Here is a 20,003-nt window from a genome sequence, read left to right as displayed (position 1 = left end):
CACTGTTTTTGCACCGTCCAGGGGTAAAATCAGCTAAGATAGCGTTTTTCAGATTTTTAGAATTTGTCTTTAGTGAAGCAACTGATTATGAAACCTCTTCGCCAACAAAATCGTCCGGTTATCAGCTATGTTCCTCGCGTGGAGCCCGCTCCGCCAGAGCATGCGGTGAAAATGGATGCGTTTCGTGACGTATGGATACTGCGCGGAAAATATGTCGCTTTTGTCTTAATGGGGGAGGCGTTTCAGCGTTCGCCTGCATTTACGGTTCCGGAGTCCGCCCAGCGCTGGGCTAACCAGATTCGCCAGGAAAACGAACTGATCGATTAGTCGGATAAAAAAAACCGCCGGAGCATAACTCACCGGCGGTTTTTTGTTTTGCGCAGACAGGCTGTTAGCGATGCGCCAGTTCGGCGTGATCGTCGCTGTCCAGAATCGTTTTATCGGTCTGTTTCAGCCATTGGCTGGTAAGCGTACCAGCGGTCATGGAACCGCTAACGTTCAATGCGGTACGGCCCATATCAATCAGCGGTTCAACAGAGATCAACAGAGCAACCAGTGTGACCGGCAGACCCATGGCAGGCAGTACGATCAGTGCCGCGAAAGTCGCGCCGCCGCCCACACCCGCAACCCCTGCGGAACTGACGGTCACGATACCCACCAGCGTGGCAATCCACATTGGGTCCAGCGGGTTAATGCCGACAGTTGGTGCCACCATCACGGCCAGCATCGCCGGGTACAAACCCGCACAACCGTTTTGACCAATCGTTGCACCAAAAGAGGCGGCAAAGCTGGCGATGGACTCAGGGACGCCCAGACGGCGGGTTTGCGCTTCAACGTTCAGTGGAATAGAGGCGGCACTGGAACGGCTGGTGAAGGCGAAAGTCAGTACCGGCCAGACTTTGCGGAAGTATTTCAGTGGGCTAACGCCGTTAATACCCAGCAGGATACCGTGTACGACGAACATAATGCCCAGGCCGAGATATGAGGCAACGACGAAGCTACCCAGCTTAATGATGTCCTGCAGGTTGGAACCGGCAACAACTTTGGTCATCAGCGCCAGAACACCATACGGCGTCAACTGCATCACCAGACGAACCAGCTTCATCACCCAGCTCTGCAGGGTATCGATAGCCGTTAATACGCGCTCGCCTTTCGGCGCATCATCTTTCAGCAGTTTAAGTGCCGCAACGCCGAGGAATGCAGCAAAGATGACCACGCTGATAATCGACGTCGGGTTAGCACCGGTCAGATCGGCAAACGGGTTTTTCGGGATAAACGACAGCACCAGCTGCGGCACGCTGAGGTCAGCCACTTTGCCAACATAGTTGGTTTCAATAGCGTTCAGACGTGCAGTCTCGGCACCACCTTGCACCAGGCCTTCGGCGGTCAGACCGAACAGGTTGGTTACCAGAACCCCGACCAGTGCGGCAATCAACGTGGTAAACAGCAGCGTGCCGATGGTCAGGAAGCTGATTTTACCTAACTGAGAGGCGTTGTGCAGACGCGCAACGGCGCTGAGAATAGACGCAAATACCAGCGGCATGACAATCATCTGCAGCAACTGGACATAACCGTTGCCGACAATGTTGAACCACTGTACGGAATCTTTAAGAACCTGGCTGTCGGAGCCATAAATGGTATGCAGGGCGAGGCCAAACACCACACCCATGACCAGACCGACCAGTACTTTTTTGGCCAGACTCCACTGTTTGTGGCGGGCTTGCGCCAGCACGAACAGCAGTACTACGAACACGATAATGTTCGCGATTAATGGAAAGTTCATCCCCGTTCTCCTGATCTTATTATGCGTATCACCATGCAATGGCGATTCTGTTGGCGCAAGATTAGCAGAACTGTGACTTGCCTCTTATATTCAAATGGAATTGTTTATACCTAAAATGACATTTTGGCCGATTTATTAGTCAACCTGGTGCGTTATAAAACGATTAAACTGCATCTGTAGTGTGTTAATCATCTGCGATGACCAGCGTACCGCGCTGTTCTCTTGTACGGTCTGCGGCATCCAGATTGCCCACGCGAACAGTGCCATGCACAGGAACCGTTCCAGTTGGTTGCCTTTTTGCGGCACGAGGATGGGCAGACGAAAACGCCAGCGGCAGGGCCAAAGCAGGGGAACGCCTGCCGGAGTCAGCATGTCGGCCAGAATGTGACTGAGATAACCGAGAACCATACCTTGTAAGGCATCAGCCGGGATTATCCAGCTATCAGGGACTTTCAGGTAAAACGTGGTCAGTAGGGCAAAAACTGCCAGCAGGCTATGCGTAAATCCGCGGTGACCAAATGCCCTGGCAATGGGTTTAGATATCCACTTCAGACGTTGTCCCAGCAGGGATTTGGGATGATCAATATCCGGCAGCAGGCACGTTAGAATGGCTGAAGGAACAATATGCCACCAGTCACCCTGCGCAAGAATGGGCGTTAGCTCGGCATTCTTGGCAAATACTGCACAGGCAATAGAAAAAAGGAGATGGCCTTCCGCCGTCATGATAAAACCCAATAAACTGTCAATTCATACAGTATAGGGGTTTTATACAGTAGGCGGAAGAGGTGACGTTGTAACCCTTTGTCACAAATGCACGATTAACGCGCCAACCAACCGCCGTCTACGGCCAGCGTATAGCCATGAATATAGTCAGAGGCAGCGCTGGCGAGAAAAACGACCGGGCCTTTCAGGTCATCCGGTGTGCCCCAGCGTCCGGCGGGAATACGATCGACAATTTGCTGATTACGCGTACTGTCTTCGCGCAACTGCTGCGTATTGTTTGTCGCCATATAACCAGGTGCGATGGCATTGACATTAATTCCCTGAGCCGCCCACTCATTAGCCAGTAAGCGGGTGATTCCAAGCACGCCACTTTTTGATGCGGTGTAGGACGGCACGCGGATCCCCCCCTGGAAAGAGAGCATTGAGGCAATGTTAATGATTTTTCCGCCGTTACCCTGAACCAGAAACTGGCGCGCCACCGCCTGCGACAGAAAGAAAACGGATTTGAGATTCAGATTCATTACGTCATCCCAGTCTTTTTCACTAAAATCCAGCGCGTCTTGGCGACGAATCGTACCTGCATTGTTGACCAGAATATCGATCCGACCAAATGCCGCCACAGTTTGCGTCACTATGCTGGATAGCGCCTCCTGTTGGCTGAGGTCGGCCTGGATAGCCATAAAACGCCGACCAACTGCGGTGATTTTTCCCTCGGTGTCATACGGGATTTTGCGGTTTACGCCAACCACGTCACATCCGGCTTCAGCCAGCGCCAGGGCCATACCTTGTCCAAGCCCGGTATCACAACCAGTGACGATTGCGACTTTACCCTCAAGACGAAACGCGTCCAGAACCATGTACACCTCAGCTATTTTTACTGTTAATGCCTTGCAATAGGAGAAGAATAGAAGAGGTTAAATAAAAATACAATTAAAATGAAACTGTGTTTTAAAAATATTGAGAAGGCAAGGAAATGGGCAATATGGTCATTGCCCGGCGGGAGATTAACCGTGCAGATGCCCGGCAGTGAGCTCAGTCAACGAGGCCAGTTTGACGTCGGCAAGTACAAATCGGGGATCATCCTGATTTTCATGCGCGGGGACAACAATTGAGCGCATTCGCGCTGCTTTCGACGCAATCATCCCGTTCACAGAATCTTCCAGTGCGACACAAGATAACGGGGATATGCCCAGCTTCTGGGCACAATCGAGGTAAACCTGCGGGTGCGGTTTGCTGTAAGGTAATTTTTCTGCCGAGGCCAGCGCGTCAAAGCTATCGCGCAGATCAAACATGGTCAGCACTTTTTCCAGCATATGCAGCGGCGAAGCGGATGCCAGTCCTACTTTGATTCCCTGAGATTTGCACAACGCCACGGCTTCACGCACGCCTGGCAGCAGAGGTTTCGTTTCTTCAACCAGCGCAATTGCGCGGGTGATGATGTGCTCGGTGACTTCCTGACGTGAAGGACCGCTCCACGGTTGCTGCGCAAACCACAAATCAACCACCATGTCGATGCGTAAGCCAAGGGTATCGGGAAGTTCATGGCGGCGGGAGATATCAACGCCTAAACTTGCTATCACATCCAGTTCGGCCTGATCCCAGAGCGGTTCTGAATCAACCAGTAATCCATCCATATCGAAAATTGCAGCAAGAATTTGACGCGGGGTTGACATTACAACCTCTCCTTTACGGTGATAAAAGGGATTAAGAGCCAGTCTGTACAGGCTCTGAGCGTTCATTATGGCTAATTCAACAGTATACAGCCTTTAAAGATCAGGCGAAAACGGTTATCAACGGGTAAACTTAGGCCAAAATGACACGTCTTTATCAAGGGGAACTCATGACGTATCAACAAGCTGGACGCATTGCTGTCTTGAAAAGGCTGGCTGGATGGGTAATTTTCATTCCCGCGCTGATTTCAACACTGGTTTCTGTACTGAAGTTTATGTACGCGCACAGCGAAAAGCAGGAAGGGATTAATGCGGTAATGCTCGATTTTGCCCATGTGATGATCGACATGATGCGGGTGAATACGCCGTTTCTTAACCTGTTTTGGTATAACTCGCCGACACCGGATTTTCAGACTGGACTGAATCTTGTTTTTTGGTTGATTTTTATTCTGATTTTTATCGGTCTGGCGCTGCAGGATTCAGGCGCCAGAATGAGCCGCCAGGCGCGTTTTTTACGCGAGGGCGTTCAGGATCAATTGATTCTGGAACAGGCAAAAGGCAGTGAGGGGTTAACGCGCGAGCAGCTTGAGTCACGTATCGTGGTTCCGCACCATACGATCTTTTTACAAATTTTCCCGCTCTATATTTTGCCGGTGATCGTTATCGTGATCGGCTACTTCTTCTTTTCATTGTTGGGCTTTTTGTAAGTGCTGCACGATCAGGCCTGTCGCATTGTAAAACGTCAGGCCTGATAAGCGTGCTAAGCCGCCAGTAATCTGTCCAGCGCCTTCTGCGCCACAACCAAATGCTGCCCCCCAAACAGAATTGCTCGATTCAGCAGCGTATAGAGCTGGTAGACAGGCTGCCTGTCGAGAAAATCTAGTGGTAACGGCGAGACAGACTGATAACCGTCATAAATCTGCGGTGGCTGATCGGTATGTAACGGCAACATTGCCAGATCGCACTCTCTGTCACCCCAGTAACAGGCCGGGTCAAAGATGTAGGGGCCATCCGGTCCAAGTGCACAGTTTGCCGACCACAAATCGCCGTGCAGGAGAGAAGGCTGTGGCTGATGGGAGGAGAGCCGTAGCTGAACATGATCGACAATGGCGTCAATATTGCCAAACGCGATTCCTTTTTCCGCCGCAAGTTCCAGTTGCCAGCCGATACGTTGCTCGGCGAAGAAGGTTGACCAGCGACGCTGCCAGGCATTGGGTTGTGGCGTAGTGGAGAGCGCATTATCGAAGTCGAGGCCGAACTGTGGCTGATCGCTCCATTCATGCAAATGTGCAAGTTGTTGCCCGAGAATAAACGCGTTGTGGGCATCAAGCGGGCGGGGAGGGAGAAAGTCCATGACCAGAAAACTGTAGTCTCTGTCTGCACCCACTGCCCAGACTTTGGGGACAGAGACGGTTTGGCTCCGGGAAAGCAGTTCTAACTGGTCTGCCTCCGCCGCAAAGCCAGACAACAGCTCTCTTTCATCACATTTGACGAAAAAATCGCGCCCCGCATAGCGTAAATGCCATGCGGCGTGAATCTCTCCGCCGGGCAGTTCATTACGCAGTTCGATTTCGCCTTCACCTAATTGCTCGCTTAAAAGACGACTGATAGCCTGCCACATGATGTCTCTCCCCATGTTGTCTGCCAGATCATAAGGTTAGCGCAAGAATGCGGTAAAAAAACACGAACTGACGCACACCATGGACGCGTCATCGCTGGAAAGGCACTTATTGTATGTCGTTCTTCCACACCTCCCTGAGACATTGCGACTTTCGGTTTAACATGATTCACTTCTTTGTAATCACGTGATTTTTTATCATAGACGCATAATACGCATGCCGACAGTTTTGTGGGTAAATCCCCCTTATGCCTGCTAAGGGGGATGGTGTCATCATCGGGCAAGATACGAATATATTTTTTGCGTATCGTCCAACGCGCACAGCCGCGTACCCTGATTCAGCGTTGCTGCGCTACCCGCAGCGACGCCAAAACGCACAATCTCTTCGAACGGGGCATTTTCTGCCAGTTTCAACGTCATTGCGCCGACCATACTGTCGCCTGCGCCAACGGTACTTTGGCTTTTTACCGGCGGAGGGACGACCTGGACGCACGTTTCTTGATTGACGGCCAATGCCCCTTGTGGTCCAAGAGAGACCACAACGCGAAGCGCTTTGCCGCTTTGTACAATCTCCTGTGCCGCTTTGCGGACGTCATCAGGCTGTGTGAGTTCGCGTTTCACCAGCGCACTCAATTCTTTGAGGTTGGGTTTTACCAGTTCGATACCGCCGATGGCTAATGCCGCCGTCAGCGCTTCGCCAGAACTATCGACAATGCAGCGAATGCCCTGTTTTTGTGCGGTGGTGATGAGCCGTGTCAATTTTTCTATTTGCACACCGGGCGGCAAACTGCCGCTAATGACCAGTATCGCACCTGATTCAATTTCCAGTACCTGATCCTGCAGTTGGTTGAATTCGTCATCAGTCAGTGCGGCACCGGGCATGACAAAACGATACTGCTCGCCGCTGGATTCGACGTGGACATGGAGATTTTGTCGGGTCCAGTCTTTGGCCTCGATAGTCGAGACGGGAACATTTTCGTCAGCAAGTAAAGAAACTAAGTGCTCGCCGGTCGCACCACCGACCGGAAAGATGGCCGTTGCAGTTCCGCCAAGATGTGCAATGGCACGGGCGACGTTGATGCCTCCACCGCCAGGTTCAAAAACCGGTGAGGTACAGCGAAGTTTACCTTCGGGGTAGATTTGTGGGGTGATTGTTGCGCTATCGAGAGAGGGCGCAAGTGTTAACGTATAGATACGTACCATCTTTACCTCCTGTTAGGCTGATCCCAGTCTGGCACTTAACGTCACGAAAGTGAAGTAATTAACAACATGATTTCTCGCAGCTTTATTTAAAATTCTCGTGCCAAAGATATATAAATAAAATAAAGGATTAGGAACGCTCTTATTCAAAAAATGAAATAAGAATTTATTGCTATGTTATTCGAGTCTTTTTATAATTTGTTACCTTTCAAGGGTCTTTTGTCGTTGATCCATATGAAAGTTTCCGAGACCGTTATGGTCTCTTTTTTTGTTGTACGGACTCTTTATAAATGAAGCTTTTGAAGACAGTGCCCGCAGCAGTATTGCTGACGGGGTGCGTGTTTGCGTCAATGCATGCCGCCGCCGATGATTCCGTTTTTACTGTCATGGATGACCCTTCCAGCGCGAAAAAACCCTTTGAAGGTAATCTGAACGCGGGATACCTTGCCCAGTCAGGCAACACAAAAAGTTCTTCTTTAACCGCCGACACCACCATGACCTGGTATGGTCAATCCACGGCGTGGTCTCTGTGGGGAAATGCCAGCAACACTTCCTCAAATGATGAGCGTTCATCTGAGAAATATGCTGTAGGTGGTCGTAGTCGTTACAACATGACTGACTTTGACTATCTCTTTGGTCAGGCCAGTTGGTTAACAGACCGTTATAACGGATACCGTGAGCGTGACGTGCTAACGGCCGGTTATGGTCGCCAGTTTCTTAATGGACCGGTACACAGTTTCCGCTTTGAATTCGGTCCTGGTGTACGTTATGACGAGCACACTGATGGCACCACTGAAACGCAACCGTTAGGTTATGCGTCCGGGGCTTATGTGTGGCAGATGACGGACAACACTAAGTTTACGCAGGGTGTGTCGGTATTTGGTGCCGATGATACAACGCTGAATTCTGAAACGGCTTTGAATGTTGCTATCAACGAACACTTTGGATTGAAGGTTGCGTACAACGTGACCTGGAACTCCGAACCGCCGGCAACCGCGCCGGAGCATACCGATCGTCGTACGACTGTTTCACTCGGCTATCGGATGTAATGACAAACCGGGTCAAATAATTGGCCCGGCTTTTATCTATTAACGTTAAGTTTATTTAATAGTAAATCTGTGTTTTATTTTTAATGCTTATCGATAACGCGCTATTTTTCAGACGAATTCGATATAATTGATAAATACAACGGAACCAGAAAAGCGGCCAGTATTTTAACCCCAGATCATCGCTGCCCAACGCAGCATCAGCATTGCCGCACAAATAACCAGCAGGATCACCACCATCTTCCAGTGTTTCTTCGCAAAGCGGTTTGTTGGCATTGTTTTTTCCTGCTCCGGTGAAATGACTTTCTACAAGTGTAACAAAGACGTCAGGGTGTCAGTGAATTGATTTACATCATAGAGTGCACGTTGATTGTTGCTTTGATCGCATCCTAATGCCGTGTACACTGTCAAACGGTGTTATCAAAAAGCGGGTGTAGGTCCAGTGTAGCCATTCAGGCAACCAGTGACATATTTCGCAGAGTGAAGCGGGAATCAGCCCAGACCTTTTTGATAATTTTAAATATTGAATCTTTGTATGTGCTCTTACGTGTGGGGCACCACTGCAAATAAGGATATAACATGCCTGTTATTACTCTTCCTGATGGCAGTCAACGCCATTACGACCACGCTGTAAGCCCCATGGATGTTGCGCTGGACATCGGTCCAGGTCTGGCGAAAGCGACTATTGCTGGCCGTGTTAACGGTGAGCTGGTCGATGCTTCCGATCTGATTGAACATGATGCGAAACTCTCCATCATCACCGCGAAGGATGAAGAAGGTCTGGAGATCATTCGTCACTCTTGTGCGCACCTGTTAGGGCATGCGATCAAACAACTTTGGCCGAACACCAAAATGGCGATCGGACCGGTTGTTGACAACGGTTTTTACTACGATATCGATCTTGACCGTACGTTAACCCAGGAAGATGTCGACGCGCTCGAGAAGCGGATGCACGAGCTCGCTGAGAAAAACTACGATGTCATTAAGAAGAAAGTCAGCTGGTACGAAGCGCGCGAAACCTTCGTGAAGCGTGGCGAGACCTATAAAGTCTCTATTCTTGATGAAAACATTGCCCATGATGACAAACCTGGCCTGTACCATCATGAAGAATATGTCGATATGTGCCGTGGTCCGCACGTGCCGAACATGCGTTTCTGCCATCACTTCAAACTGATGAAGACCGCAGGGGCATACTGGCGTGGCGACAGCAATAATAAGATGCTGCAGCGTATTTATGGTACTGCATGGGCAGATAAAAAAGCCCTGAATGCCTACCTGCAACGCCTGGAAGAAGCGGCCAAACGTGACCACCGTAAAATCGGTAAGCAGCTTGACCTGTATCATATGCAGGAAGAAGCACCGGGTATGGTGTTCTGGCATAACGATGGCTGGACTATCTTCCGCGAGTTGGAAGTTTTTGTTCGCTCGAAACTGAAAGAATATCAGTATCAGGAAGTTAAAGGTCCGTTCATGATGGACCGCGTGCTGTGGGAAAAAACAGGTCACTGGGACAACTACAAAGATGCAATGTTCACGACCTCCTCTGAGAACCGTGAGTACTGCATTAAGCCCATGAACTGCCCAGGCCACGTGCAGATCTTTAACCAGGGTCTGAAATCCTATCGCGATCTGCCGTTGCGTATGGCTGAATTTGGTAGCTGTCACCGTAACGAGCCGTCAGGTGCGCTGCACGGTCTGATGCGTGTACGTGGCTTTACCCAGGATGATGCACATATCTTCTGTACTGAAGAGCAGATCCGTGATGAAGTTAACGCCTGCATTCGTATGGTCTACGATATGTACAGCACTTTTGGCTTCGAGAAAATCGTCGTCAAACTGTCCACTCGCCCCGAAAAACGTATCGGCAGCGATGAAATGTGGGATCGTGCTGAAGCAGACCTGGCCGTTGCGTTGGAAGAAAATAACATCCCGTTTGAGTTCCAACTGGGTGAGGGCGCGTTCTACGGTCCGAAAATTGAATTTACCCTGTATGACTGCCTCGATCGTGCATGGCAGTGCGGTACTGTACAGCTGGACTTCTCCCTGCCGTCCCGTTTAAGCGCCTCTTATGTTGGCGAAAACAACGAACGTCAGGTGCCGGTTATGATTCACCGCGCAATTCTTGGGTCTATGGAACGTTTCATCGGTATCCTGACTGAAGAGTTCGCTGGCTTCTTCCCGACCTGGCTTGCGCCGGTTCAGGTTGTGGTTATGAACATCACCGATTCTCAGTCTGAATACGTTAACGAATTAACGCAGAAACTACAAAATGCGGGTATTCGTGTAAAAGCAGACTTGAGAAATGAGAAGATAGGCTTTAAAATCCGCGAGCACACTTTACGTCGTGTCCCTTACATGTTGGTCTGTGGCGACAAAGAGGTAGAAGCAGGCAAAGTTGCCGTGCGCACCCGTCGTGGCAAAGACTTGGGCAGCCTGGACGTAAATGAAGTGATTGAGAAGCTGCAACAAGAGATTCGCAGCCGCAGTCTTCAACAACTGGAGGAATAAGGTATTAAAGGCGGAAAACGAGTTCAAACGGCACGTCCGAATCGTATCAATGGCGAGATTCGCGCCCTGGAAGTTCGCTTAACAGGTCTGGAAGGCGAAGCTTTGGGTATTGTGAGTCTGAGAGAAGCGATCGAAAAGGCTGAAGAAGCTGGAGTAGATTTAGTTGAAATCAGCCCTAACGCCGAACCGCCAGTTTGTCGTATTATGGACTACGGCAAGTTCCTTTATGAAAAGAGTAAGTCTTCTAAGGAACAGAAGAAAAAGCAAAAAGTTATCCAGGTTAAGGAAATTAAATTCCGTCCTGGTACCGACGATGGCGATTACCAGGTAAAACTCCGCAGCCTGGTACGCTTTCTGGAAGATGGCGATAAGGCTAAGATCACGCTGCGTTTTCGCGGTCGTGAGATGGCCCACCAACAGATCGGCATGGAAGTGCTCAACCGCGTCCGTGACGATCTGAGTGAACTGGCAGTAGTCGAATCCTTCCCAACGAAGATCGAAGGCCGTCAGATGATCATGGTGCTCGCTCCTAAGAAGAAACAGTAAGGCCTTCAAGTAGCAATGTCTGTGGAGCCTGCGGGTACCACAGGCGTTGTTCGCCTACGTTTCGTTTATTAACAATGCGAAGTGGAAGTTATTAAAATGCCAAAAATTAAGACCGTACGCGGTGCTGCTAAGCGTTTCAAAAAAACCGGTGGTGGTGGATTTAAGCGTAAGCACGCAAACCTGCGTCATATTCTGACCAAAAAATCTACTAAGCGTAAACGTCACCTGCGTCCAAAAGGCCTCGTGTCTAAAGGCGATCTGGGTCTGGTTATCGCGTGCCTGCCGTACGCATAAGCCGTTAACGTTTAATTCATTTTTTTACTAAGAATATAGATACAGGAGAGCACATATGGCTCGCGTAAAACGTGGTGTAGTTGCCCGTGCACGTCACAAGAAAATTTTGAAACAAGCTAAAGGCTACTACGGTGCGCGTTCTCGCGTATACCGCGTTGCCTTCCAGGCTGTTATCAAAGCTGGTCAGTACGCTTATCGTGACCGTCGTCAGAAAAAGCGTCAGTTCCGTCAACTGTGGATTGCGCGTATCAACGCAGCAGCACGTCAGAACGGTATTTCTTACAGCAAATTCATCAACGGCCTGAAAAAAGCCTCTGTTGAAATCGACCGTAAGATCCTGGCTGACATCGCAGTATTCGACAAAGTAGCGTTCACCGCTCTGGTCGAAAAAGCGAAAGCAGCTCTGGCATAAGCCGGTGAAAAGAGGGAGCCTGGCTCCCTCTCTTTTATTTGTAGTGCAATCAATTGGTTGACAATTTATTCGTAAGCCTTTTCAATAAAGGTTGTCCGGTTTTTACCACACAAGGTAACGCAAGCATGAATGCTGCTATTTTCCGCTTCTTCTTTTACTTTAGCACCTGAACTCAGGAGGCTTGCGCGTGAAAGAAGAAACGGAAAACAGCGCCTAAAAGCCTCCCTGGTGGAGGCTTTTTTTATACGCGTCATCCTTCAGGTTGTCTCTGTGTTGGCTGCATTCGCTCACCCCAGTCACGTACTGATGTACGTTCCTGAGGGTTTGCTCTTTTGCCGCCGTGACACAACTTGAATGATTTTGCGTATATACGAGCGACTAGTGAATATCGCAACATAACGAGGAAAACCATGTCACATCTCGCAGAGCTGGTTGCCAGTGCAACGGCTGCCATTAACCAGGCTTCAGATGTTGCCGCGTTAGACAATGTCCGCGTCGAATATTTGGGCAAGAAAGGGCACCTGACCCTTCAGATGACAACCTTGCGCGAGCTGCCACCAGAAGAGCGCCCGGCAGCAGGTGCGGTAATCAACGAAGCCAAAGAGCAGGTACAGCAAGCGCTAAACGCGCGTAAGGCCGAATTAGAAAGTGCCGCGCTGAACGCGCGCCTGGCTGAAGAAACTATCGATATCTCCCTGCCGGGACGCCGTATCGAAAATGGTGGGCTGCACCCGGTAACACGTACTATCGACCGTATTGAAAGTTTCTTCGGTGAGCTGGGCTTTACCGTGGCGACCGGTCCGGAAATCGAAGATGACTATCACAACTTCGATGCGCTGAACATTCCAGGCCATCACCCGGCGCGCGCTGACCACGACACTTTCTGGTTTGATGCAACGCGTCTGCTGCGCACACAGACCTCCGGCGTGCAGATCCGCACCATGAAAGAAAAACAGCCGCCGATCCGCATCATTGCGCCGGGCCGTGTATATCGTAATGACTACGATCAGACGCACACTCCGATGTTCCATCAGATGGAAGGGCTGATCGTTGATACCAATATCAACTTCACCAATCTGAAAGGTACGCTGCACGATTTCCTGCGTAACTTCTTTGAAGAAGATCTGCAGGTTCGTTTCCGTCCTTCTTACTTCCCGTTCACTGAACCTTCTGCAGAAGTTGACGTCATGGGTAAAAACGGAAAATGGCTGGAAGTACTGGGCTGCGGTATGGTTCACCCGAACGTGCTGCGTAACGTCGGTATCGATCCGGAAATCTACTCTGGTTTTGCCTTCGGCATGGGAATGGAGCGTCTGACCATGTTGCGTTATGGCGTTACCGATCTGCGTTCTTTCTTCGAAAACGATCTGCGTTTCCTCAAACAGTTTAAATAAAGGCAGGGTAATACAATGAAATTCAGTGAACTGTGGTTACGCGAATGGGTTAACCCAGCAATTGATAGCGATGCGCTGTCAAACCAAATTACGATGGCGGGCCTGGAAGTTGACGGTGTGGAAGCCGTTGCCGGCGCGTTCAACGGTGTTGTGGTGGGCGAGGTGGTTGAGTGTGCTCAGCACCCGAACGCTGACAAACTGCGCGTCACCAAAGTGAATGTCGGCGGCGATCGTCTGCTGGATATTGTCTGTGGTGCACCGAACTGCCGCCAGGGACTGAAAGTGGCTGTGGCAACCGTTGGTGCCGTTCTGCCGGGCGATTTTAAAATCAAAGCGGCTAAGCTTCGCGGTGAGCCGTCCGAGGGGATGCTGTGCTCGTTTTCCGAGCTGGGCATTTCCGACGATCATAGCGGTATTATCGAACTGCCGGCCGATGCGCCAATTGGCACCGATATCCGTGAATATCTGAAGCTTGACGATAACACTATCGAAATCAGCGTCACCCCGAACCGTGCCGACTGCTTAGGCATTATCGGTGTTGCGCGCGATGTGGCTGTGCTGAACAAAGCTCCGCTGATTGAACCGGAAATCACCCCGGTAGCGGCGACCATTAACGATGTGCTGCCTATTCAGGTTGATGCTGCTGACGCGTGCCCACGCTATTTGGGCCGCGTGGTGAAAGGTATCAACGTGAAAGCGCCAACGCCACTGTGGATGAAAGAGAAACTACGCCGGTGCGGTATTCGCTCCATCGATGCAGTGGTTGACGTGACGAACTATGTGCTGCTCGAACTGGGCCAGCCGATGCACGCATTCGACAAAGACCGCATTGAAGGCGGAATTGTCGTGCGTATGGCAAAAGAAGGGGAAACCCTGGTTCTGCTCGACGGCAGTGAGGCAAAACTGAGTGCGGATACGCTGGTGATTGCTGACCACAACAAAGCGCTGGCCATGGGGGGGATCTTTGGTGGTGAGCACTCTGGTGTGAATGATGAAACGCAAAACGTCCTGCTGGAATGCGCGTTCTTCAGCCCGCTGTCCATTACCGGTCGCGCACGTCGTCACGGTCTGCACACCGATGCGTCTCACCGTTATGAGCGTGGTGTCGATCCTGCTCTGCAACATAAAGCCATGGAACGCGCTACGCGCCTGCTGATTGATATCTGCGGTGGCGAAGCGGGGCCAATCATTGACGTGACGCACGAAGCGACGTTGCCGAAGCGTGCCACTATTACACTGCGTCGTAGCAAACTGGATCGTCTGATCGGGCATCATATTGCGGATGAGCAGGTGAGCGATATTCTGCGTCGCCTGGGTTGTGATGTGACGGAAGGGCAAGATGAGTGGAAAGCGGTAGCACCGAGCTGGCGTTTCGATATGGAGATCGAAGAAGACCTGGTCGAAGAAGTCGCCCGCGTGTACGGCTATGACAATATCCCGAATACCCCAATTCAGGCAGGACTTATCATGGGTGAGCATCGTGAAGCGGACCTCTCGCTGAAACGTGTTAAAACCATGCTGAATGACAAAGGCTACCAGGAAGTTATTACCTACAGCTTTGTTGATCCTAAAGTCCAGTCGCTGCTGCATCCAGGTGAAGAAGCGCTGCTGCTGCCAAGCCCAATCTCTATCGATATGTCAGCAATGCGTCTGTCTCTGTGGACCGGCTTGCTGTCTACAGTAGTGTATAACCAAAACCGTCAGCAAAACCGTGTGCGTATTTTCGAAACGGGTTTGCGTTTTGTCCCGGATACGCAGGCTAACCTCGGGATCCGTCAGGATCTGATGCTGGCGGGCGTGATCTGCGGCAACCGTCATGATGAACACTGGAATCTGGCGAAAGAGACGGTTGATTTCTATGATCTGAAGGGCGATCTGGAAGCGGTTCTCGACCTGACCGGCAAACTGGCGGACATCCAGTTCAAAGCTGAAGCGAATCCAGCCCTGCATCCGGGGCAGTCTGCAGCGATTTATCTGAAAGGTGAACGTATTGGTTTCATTGGGGTTGTTCATCCTGAACTGGAACGTAAACTGGATCTGAACGGTCGCACTCTGGTGTTCGAACTGGAGTGGAATAAGCTCGCAGACCGCGTGGTGCCTCAGGCGCGTGAAGTTTCTCGCTTCCCGGCGAACCGCCGTGACATCGCTGTTGTTGTGGCAGAAAACGTTCCCGCAGCGGATATTTTATCCGAATGTAAGAAAGTTGGCGTAAATCAGGTAGTTGGCGTAAACTTGTTTGACGTGTACCGCGGTAAGGGTGTTGCGGAGGGTTATAAGAGCCTCGCTATCAGCCTGATCCTTCAGGATACCAGCCGTACACTTGAAGAAGAGGAGATTGCCGCTACCGTCGCCAAATGTGTAGAGGCATTAAAAGAGCGATTCCAGGCATCATTGAGGGATTGAACCTATGGCGCTTACAAAAGCTGAAATGTCAGAATATCTGTTTGATAAGCTTGGGCTTAGCAAGCGGGATGCCAAAGAACTGGTCGAGCTGTTTTTCGAAGAGATCCGTCGTGCTCTGGAAAATGGTGAGCAGGTAAAACTCTCTGGTTTTGGTAACTTCGATCTGCGTGATAAGAATCAACGTCCGGGACGTAACCCGAAAACGGGCGAAGATATTCCCATTACAGCACGGCGCGTGGTGACCTTCAGACCCGGACAGAAGTTAAAAAGCCGGGTTGAAAACGCAACGCCCAAAGAAGAGTGATTTAACGATACGCAAACTATGACGCGTATAACTAAAAAGGCCGCTCTGCGGCCTTTTTCCTTTTCACTACTGAATCAGCACCGTAGAATCTCCCCATCTTTTTTCAGCAGAATGGAAAACATGCTGACTTTCGCCCATCAACAGCAGCGACGAAACGTGCGCTGGATACTGTTTCTGTCAGTGCTGATGCTGCTGGCAACAATGATAAGTTTATGCGCAGGAGAACAGTGGATTGCTCCCAGCGATTGGTTTAGCGCTCGCGGCGATCTGTTCGTCTGGCAAATTCGACTTCCCCGTACACTTGCCGTATTGCTGGTAGGCGCCGCACTGGCCCTGGCTGGCGCGGTGATGCAGGCGCTGTTTGAAAACCCGCTCGCGGAGCCTGGCTTACTCGGCGTGTCTAATGGCGCGGGGGTAGGGCTAATTGCGGCTGTGCTGTTGGGGCAAGGGCAATTTCCCGGCTGGACATTGGGCCTATGCGCCATTGCTGGCGCGCTGATTATCACCCTCATTCTTCTTCGTTTTGCCCGTCGACATTTATCGACCAGTCGTTTGCTGTTGGCCGGCGTGGCGCTGGGGATTATCTGCAGCGCTCTGATGACCTGGGCTATCTATTTTTCCTCCTCTTTTGATCTTCGACAGTTGATGTACTGGATGATGGGGGGCTTCAGTGGTGTAGACTGGCATCAGGCCTGGCTCATGGTCGCGTTGCTCCCCGTATTGCTGTGGATTTGTTGCCAGTCACAGCCGATGAATATGCTGGCGCTGGGGGAAACCTCCGCGCGCCAACTGGGGCTGCCCTTATGGTTCTGGCGCAATCTGCTGGTGGTTGCCACAGGATGGATGGTTGGCGTAAGTGTTGCGCTGGCAGGGGCAATTGGTTTTATCGGGCTGGTAATCCCCCATATTCTGCGACTGTGTGGATTAACCGATCACCGCGTTTTACTCCCCGGGTGTGCGTTGGCGGGGGCAATTGCGTTACTGTTTGCTGATGTCGTCGCACGTCTGGTACTGGCATCGGCTGAATTACCCATTGGCGTGGTGACGGCCACGATGGGCGCACCGGTATTTATCTGGTTATTGTTAAAAGCTGCGCGCTAGAAAGTGCAGGTTCGGTCTATGCTTAAAAGCTGAACAGGGTCATTCCACTATTCACCTGTTGTTCTGGAGATGCTATGCAAAACACGCTTTTTAATACGGAAGTGACAACCATCGACGGCGAGGCGACCTCATTGCAGGCGTATGCCGGAAATGTACTGTTAATTGTCAACGTAGCCTCAAAATGTGGGTTAACGCCGCAGTATGAGCAACTGGAAAACCTGCAGAAAGCCTGGCATGGGCAGGGGTTCACCGTTCTGGGATTCCCCTGCAACCAGTTTCTGGGGCAGGAGCCCGGCAGTGAAGACGAGATTAAGACGTATTGCAGCACAACCTGGGGCGTTACCTTCCCGATGTTCAGTAAGATTGATGTCAATGGCGAAGCCCGCCATCCGTTGTATCAGAAGCTGATTGATGCGGCACCTACTGCGGTTGCACCTGCAGATAGCGGATTTTATGCGCGTATGGCGAGTAAAGGCCGGGCTCCGCTCTACCCGGACGATATTCTGTGGAACTTCGAGAAGTTCTTGGTCGGTAGGGATGGACAGGTGCTGCAGCGTTATTCACCTGATATGACGCCTGAGAACCCGATTCTTGTACATGCTATAAAGACTGCATTGGCCAACTAATGTCCCGATTAATGCTGCTACAGGATGTTGCGGAATCGACCCGACTCGGCCCGCTATCTGGTGAAATTAAAGCAGGAGAGATCCTGCATTTAGTGGGCCCCAACGGCGCGGGGAAAAGTACGTTATTGGCGCGAATGGCGGGACTGACCACCGGCGAGGGGAGCATCACCTTTGGTGATACACCGCTCGGTGACTGGCCGGCAGCGAAGCTGGCGCAATATCGGGCTTATCTTGCGCAACAGCAAAATCCGCCATTTGCGATGCCGGTCTGGCATTTTCTGACGCTACATCAGCCTGATAAAGCGCGAACAGACCTGCTGCAGGAGGTGGCTGATGCGCTTGGGCTGAGAGATAAACTAGGACGTGGTGTTAATCAGCTTTCAGGGGGGGAATGGCAACGTGTGCGTTTGGCGGCCGTCATCCTGCAAATGAGTCCGCAGTCTAATCCGCATGGGCAGCTTTTGTTGCTGGATGAGCCGATGAATAGTCTGGACGTGGCGCAACAAAACGCGCTGGACAGATTGTTGAGCCAGCTGTGTCTGCAGGGAATCGCCATTGTGATGAGCAGTCATGATCTTAACCATACGTTACGCCATGCGCACAAGGTGTGGTTGCTCAAGCGCGGAAAGCTACTGGCGAGCGGTGCGCGTGATGGGGTGCTGATGCCAGCGAATCTGTCGTTGGCCTACGGTGTAAATTTCCGTCGCCTGGATATTGAAGGCCACAGAATGCTCATATCAACCACTTAAGTTAAATGGGTTCTTGAAAATCACATAATTTCCACGCTAAATTGACACAAAAATAAAAATCAGAGGATTCGTCCTGAATGCGCTTTTGGCTCCTTTTCATCACAGCATTGTTTTTGGCGGGGTGCAGCAGCCATCGTGCTCCTGCGCCGAATGCCCGACTGTCAGACTCTATCGCCGTTATCGCGGGTCTTAACGATCAGTTGCAAACCTGGCATGGCACTCCCTATCGCTATGGCGGCATGAGCCGTAGCGGGGTGGATTGTTCGGGATTTGTGTTGATGACAATGCGTGACCAATTCGATCTGCAATTACCGCGCGACACGCGTACTCAATCAAAGATTGGTACTGAGATCGATAAAGATGATTTGCTACCCGGCGATCTGGTTTTCTTTAAAACGGGTTCCGGTGAAAGTGGTCTGCATGTCGGAATTTACGATACCAATAATCAATTTATCCATGCTTCAACCAGTCGTGGAGTGATGCGTTCTTCGCTGGATAACGTCTACTGGCGTAAAAACTTTTGGCAGGCGCGCCGAATTTAATCATTACGGGTGACGGGATTGGCTCGCAGCTTTCTCGTCATCCACATTTTAAATGTCAACTTTCACTTCTGCTGTTTGTTGGTCTATAACCCTGAACATTAAGAGCGTATCTTGCTAAAAATATGATTTATTCCGAGATATTAAAAAGTGCAAGGCTGGATATTCGTTTATAATCAGGATAAGCTAAAAAAAAAGGATTCGATTTACTGGCTAAAAAGGGAAAAATGAAAGGGCCTCTATTTGTATCAGCAGCAACGTATTTTTCCATCCTTTGCTACAGGATGCCGGATTACACCCATGCAGAGGGGCTGGCACAATGATTGTTTCACTGGATTATCTTTATCATTCAGAGTTCTCTTTTCTTCCTGCACGAAGTGAAAAAGGTGACCTTGAGTACGTCGATATTGTTACAAACTTTGTCAGCCCGGATGGTAACGTACGCATGCCAACAGAGCTGGTTATGCCCCGGATGTCAGACGAAGAGCAATGCCGCTTATTTGCCGAGAAGCTGGAATTAATCGAAACGTGCCAACACTTTTTTATTCAACGCAAAATTCCGGCCTGGATTAATTTAACGCCAGCGGTCGCTAATACTTTATTATCAGACGCTGAATATGCTTCACGTGTTGAACGATTTTCATTTATTGAACTGACGATTAATGAAAGTTATCCAGAGTTAAACAGTGGCAAAGAAAATCCCACACTGGCGGCTCTGGCTGCGCGATTCCCATTAATACTGACAAACTACGGTGCCGGGGGCATATCCACGCGGGCAATTTTTGATGGTCTTTTTAAACGGGTCGTGCTGGATAAAAACTTTGTTCAACAACGGATTACACATATTTCGTTTGAGCCGTTTATGCGGGCTATTCTGGCGCAATTATCTCCCTGCTGCGAATCAATCATCATTAGCGGTATTGATACACAAGAGATGCTGACGCGGGTATTACCTTTGGGATTCAGCGCGATGCAAGGGGGACTGTGGCCGGCGGTATCACCGGCAAAGATTATTTCACTGGTAAAATGATAACCCTTTTATTTGCTGGTGTTTAACAGGCTATTAACAGTCTACACTAGAGACAGG

The 20,003-nt window shown here is 50.5% G+C and carries 23 protein-coding genes and 1 other annotated feature; of the genes, 16 read left to right on the top strand and 7 right to left on the bottom strand.

The window, feature by feature from the left end:
• Positions 1-84 precede the first annotated feature (84 nt).
• Entirely contained in the window at positions 85-327 is a 243-nt protein-coding gene (gene cedA / locus IB196_RS12780) for a cell division activator CedA (RefSeq protein WP_245163455.1), read from the top strand.
• Between the two features lie 64 nt (positions 328-391).
• Here the strand turns inward: cedA and tcyP are convergent, their stop codons facing one another.
• The 4 genes from tcyP to hxpB form a co-directional block, all read right to left on the bottom strand.
• Positions 392-1,783, bottom strand: coding sequence for a cystine/sulfocysteine:cation symporter (gene tcyP, locus IB196_RS12775; RefSeq protein WP_005120792.1), 1,392 nt, complete (start codon positions 1,781-1,783; stop codon positions 392-394).
• 135 nt (positions 1,784-1,918) lie between these two features.
• A complete protein-coding gene (locus IB196_RS12770) occupies positions 1,919-2,518 on the bottom strand; it encodes a metal-dependent hydrolase (protein ID WP_137378466.1) in 600 nt (199 codons plus the stop codon).
• Between the two features lie 83 nt (positions 2,519-2,601).
• Complete coding sequence (gene kduD / locus IB196_RS12765; RefSeq protein WP_040233686.1) at positions 2,602-3,363, bottom strand: 2-dehydro-3-deoxy-D-gluconate 5-dehydrogenase KduD; 762 nt, start codon at positions 3,361-3,363, stop codon at positions 2,602-2,604.
• A 147-nt stretch (positions 3,364-3,510) separates the two neighbouring features.
• Positions 3,511-4,179, bottom strand: a complete 669-nt coding sequence (gene hxpB, locus IB196_RS12760; RefSeq protein WP_005120788.1) for a hexitol phosphatase HxpB — start codon at positions 4,177-4,179, stop codon at positions 3,511-3,513.
• 167 nt (positions 4,180-4,346) lie between these two features.
• Here hxpB and IB196_RS12755 point away from each other — a divergent pair, with 167 nt between their 5' ends.
• Positions 4,347-4,883 (top strand): YniB family protein, encoded by a 537-nt coding sequence (locus IB196_RS12755; protein ID WP_188232110.1) that lies wholly within the window; start codon positions 4,347-4,349, stop codon positions 4,881-4,883.
• 53 nt (positions 4,884-4,936) lie between these two features.
• On the opposite strand, the gene IB196_RS12750 is transcribed toward IB196_RS12755, so the two are convergent.
• Together IB196_RS12750 and pfkB are read right to left on the bottom strand one after the other, a co-directional pair.
• The gene (locus IB196_RS12750; RefSeq protein WP_149691624.1) at positions 4,937-5,797 is read right to left on the bottom strand and encodes a fructosamine kinase family protein; all 861 of its coding nucleotides are present in this window, start codon (positions 5,795-5,797) and stop codon (positions 4,937-4,939) included.
• A gap of 270 nt (positions 5,798-6,067) precedes the next feature.
• Complete coding sequence (pfkB, locus tag IB196_RS12745) at positions 6,068-6,997, bottom strand: 6-phosphofructokinase II (protein WP_005120326.1); 930 nt, start codon at positions 6,995-6,997, stop codon at positions 6,068-6,070.
• Positions 6,998-7,284: 287 nt separating this feature from the next.
• Here pfkB and IB196_RS12740 point away from each other — a divergent pair, with 287 nt between their 5' ends.
• Positions 7,285-8,043 carry a YdiY family protein gene (locus tag IB196_RS12740; RefSeq protein WP_040233694.1) on the top strand — a complete coding sequence of 253 codons (759 nt, stop codon included), beginning with the start codon at positions 7,285-7,287 and terminating at the stop codon, positions 8,041-8,043.
• A 165-nt stretch (positions 8,044-8,208) separates the two neighbouring features.
• On the opposite strand, the gene yniD is transcribed toward IB196_RS12740, so the two are convergent.
• A complete protein-coding gene (yniD, locus tag IB196_RS12735; protein WP_003030590.1) occupies positions 8,209-8,316 on the bottom strand; it encodes a small membrane protein YniD in 108 nt (35 codons plus the stop codon).
• 303 nt (positions 8,317-8,619) lie between these two features.
• On the opposite strand from yniD, the gene thrS reads away from it, so the two are divergent.
• From thrS to IB196_RS12670, 13 genes are all read left to right on the top strand, one after another.
• Positions 8,620-10,548 carry a threonine--tRNA ligase gene (gene thrS, locus IB196_RS12730; protein WP_040233697.1) on the top strand — a complete coding sequence of 643 codons (1,929 nt, stop codon included), beginning with the start codon at positions 8,620-8,622 and terminating at the stop codon, positions 10,546-10,548.
• Positions 10,549-10,551: 3 nt separating this feature from the next.
• Positions 10,552-11,094, top strand: coding sequence for a translation initiation factor IF-3 (infC, locus tag IB196_RS12725; protein ID WP_048997935.1), 543 nt, complete (start codon positions 10,552-10,554; stop codon positions 11,092-11,094).
• Between the two features lie 96 nt (positions 11,095-11,190).
• Positions 11,191-11,388, top strand: a complete 198-nt coding sequence (gene rpmI, locus IB196_RS12720; RefSeq protein ID WP_003030583.1) for a 50S ribosomal protein L35 — start codon at positions 11,191-11,193, stop codon at positions 11,386-11,388.
• Positions 11,389-11,443: 55 nt separating this feature from the next.
• Positions 11,444-11,800, top strand: a complete 357-nt coding sequence (gene rplT / locus IB196_RS12715; RefSeq protein WP_003030578.1) for a 50S ribosomal protein L20 — start codon at positions 11,444-11,446, stop codon at positions 11,798-11,800.
• Between the two features lie 120 nt (positions 11,801-11,920).
• Positions 11,921-12,045: a sequence feature (Phe leader region), on the top strand.
• A complete protein-coding gene (gene pheM / locus IB196_RS12710) occupies positions 11,926-11,970 on the top strand; it encodes a pheST operon leader peptide PheM (RefSeq protein ID WP_001386830.1) in 45 nt (14 codons plus the stop codon). It overlaps the preceding feature by 45 nt.
• A gap of 165 nt (positions 12,046-12,210) precedes the next feature.
• Positions 12,211-13,194, top strand: a complete 984-nt coding sequence (gene pheS / locus IB196_RS12705) for a phenylalanine--tRNA ligase subunit alpha (protein WP_003832580.1) — start codon at positions 12,211-12,213, stop codon at positions 13,192-13,194.
• 15 nt (positions 13,195-13,209) lie between these two features.
• Positions 13,210-15,597 (top strand): phenylalanine--tRNA ligase subunit beta, encoded by a 2,388-nt coding sequence (pheT, locus tag IB196_RS12700; RefSeq protein ID WP_188232111.1) that lies wholly within the window; start codon positions 13,210-13,212, stop codon positions 15,595-15,597.
• 4 nt (positions 15,598-15,601) lie between these two features.
• Entirely contained in the window at positions 15,602-15,901 is a 300-nt protein-coding gene (ihfA, locus tag IB196_RS12695) for an integration host factor subunit alpha (RefSeq protein ID WP_003030571.1), read from the top strand.
• Between the two features lie 120 nt (positions 15,902-16,021).
• Positions 16,022-17,002 carry a vitamin B12 ABC transporter permease BtuC gene (btuC, locus tag IB196_RS12690; RefSeq protein ID WP_005120313.1) on the top strand — a complete coding sequence of 327 codons (981 nt, stop codon included), beginning with the start codon at positions 16,022-16,024 and terminating at the stop codon, positions 17,000-17,002.
• A 74-nt stretch (positions 17,003-17,076) separates the two neighbouring features.
• A complete protein-coding gene (locus tag IB196_RS12685) occupies positions 17,077-17,628 on the top strand; it encodes a glutathione peroxidase (RefSeq protein ID WP_005120310.1) in 552 nt (183 codons plus the stop codon).
• Positions 17,628-18,377: a vitamin B12 ABC transporter ATP-binding protein BtuD gene (gene btuD / locus IB196_RS12680; RefSeq protein ID WP_005120308.1), complete on the top strand. Its 750-nt coding sequence runs from the start codon at positions 17,628-17,630 to the stop codon at positions 18,375-18,377. Before IB196_RS12685 ends, btuD begins: the two co-directional genes overlap by 1 nt.
• A gap of 77 nt (positions 18,378-18,454) precedes the next feature.
• A complete protein-coding gene (locus IB196_RS12675) occupies positions 18,455-18,919 on the top strand; it encodes an NlpC/P60 family protein (RefSeq protein WP_005120307.1) in 465 nt (154 codons plus the stop codon).
• A gap of 316 nt (positions 18,920-19,235) precedes the next feature.
• Positions 19,236-19,946, top strand: a complete 711-nt coding sequence (locus IB196_RS12670; RefSeq protein WP_005120306.1) for an EAL domain-containing protein — start codon at positions 19,236-19,238, stop codon at positions 19,944-19,946.
• The last annotated feature ends 57 nt before the right edge of the window (positions 19,947-20,003 follow it).

This window comes from Citrobacter sp. C6_1, assembly GCF_014596835.2.
GTDB lineage: Bacteria > Pseudomonadota > Gammaproteobacteria > Enterobacterales > Enterobacteriaceae > Citrobacter > Citrobacter pasteurii.
The sequence above is the reverse complement of the archived record's forward strand: the minus strand, read 5'-3'. Positions and strand labels throughout refer to the sequence as shown.

What these genes read in the sequence shown, in the direction of transcription:
- tcyP (WP_005120792.1), bottom strand. Translation starts at nt 1,783, where the DNA reads ATGAACTTTCCATTAATCGCGAACATTATCGTGTTCGTAGTACTGCTG.
- kduD (WP_040233686.1), bottom strand. Translation starts at nt 3,363, where the DNA reads ATGGTTCTGGACGCGTTTCGTCTTGAGGGTAAAGTCGCAATCGTCACT.
- hxpB (WP_005120788.1), bottom strand. Translation starts at nt 4,179, where the DNA reads ATGTCAACCCCGCGTCAAATTCTTGCTGCAATTTTCGATATGGATGGA.
- IB196_RS12755 (WP_188232110.1), top strand. Translation starts at nt 4,347, where the DNA reads ATGACGTATCAACAAGCTGGACGCATTGCTGTCTTGAAAAGGCTGGCT.
- IB196_RS12750 (WP_149691624.1), bottom strand. Translation starts at nt 5,797, where the DNA reads ATGTGGCAGGCTATCAGTCGTCTTTTAAGCGAGCAATTAGGTGAAGGC.
- pfkB (WP_005120326.1), bottom strand. Translation starts at nt 6,997, where the DNA reads ATGGTACGTATCTATACGTTAACACTTGCGCCCTCTCTCGATAGCGCA.
- IB196_RS12740 (WP_040233694.1), top strand. Translation starts at nt 7,285, where the DNA reads ATGAAGCTTTTGAAGACAGTGCCCGCAGCAGTATTGCTGACGGGGTGC.
- yniD (WP_003030590.1), bottom strand. Translation starts at nt 8,316, where the DNA reads ATGCCAACAAACCGCTTTGCGAAGAAACACTGGAAGATGGTGGTGATC.
- thrS (WP_040233697.1), top strand. Translation starts at nt 8,620, where the DNA reads ATGCCTGTTATTACTCTTCCTGATGGCAGTCAACGCCATTACGACCAC.
- rpmI (WP_003030583.1), top strand. Translation starts at nt 11,191, where the DNA reads ATGCCAAAAATTAAGACCGTACGCGGTGCTGCTAAGCGTTTCAAAAAA.
- rplT (WP_003030578.1), top strand. Translation starts at nt 11,444, where the DNA reads ATGGCTCGCGTAAAACGTGGTGTAGTTGCCCGTGCACGTCACAAGAAA.
- pheS (WP_003832580.1), top strand. Translation starts at nt 12,211, where the DNA reads ATGTCACATCTCGCAGAGCTGGTTGCCAGTGCAACGGCTGCCATTAAC.
- pheT (WP_188232111.1), top strand. Translation starts at nt 13,210, where the DNA reads ATGAAATTCAGTGAACTGTGGTTACGCGAATGGGTTAACCCAGCAATT.
- ihfA (WP_003030571.1), top strand. Translation starts at nt 15,602, where the DNA reads ATGGCGCTTACAAAAGCTGAAATGTCAGAATATCTGTTTGATAAGCTT.
- btuC (WP_005120313.1), top strand. Translation starts at nt 16,022, where the DNA reads ATGCTGACTTTCGCCCATCAACAGCAGCGACGAAACGTGCGCTGGATA.
- IB196_RS12685 (WP_005120310.1), top strand. Translation starts at nt 17,077, where the DNA reads ATGCAAAACACGCTTTTTAATACGGAAGTGACAACCATCGACGGCGAG.
- btuD (WP_005120308.1), top strand. Translation starts at nt 17,628, where the DNA reads ATGTCCCGATTAATGCTGCTACAGGATGTTGCGGAATCGACCCGACTC.
- IB196_RS12675 (WP_005120307.1), top strand. Translation starts at nt 18,455, where the DNA reads ATGCGCTTTTGGCTCCTTTTCATCACAGCATTGTTTTTGGCGGGGTGC.
- IB196_RS12670 (WP_005120306.1), top strand. Translation starts at nt 19,236, where the DNA reads ATGATTGTTTCACTGGATTATCTTTATCATTCAGAGTTCTCTTTTCTT.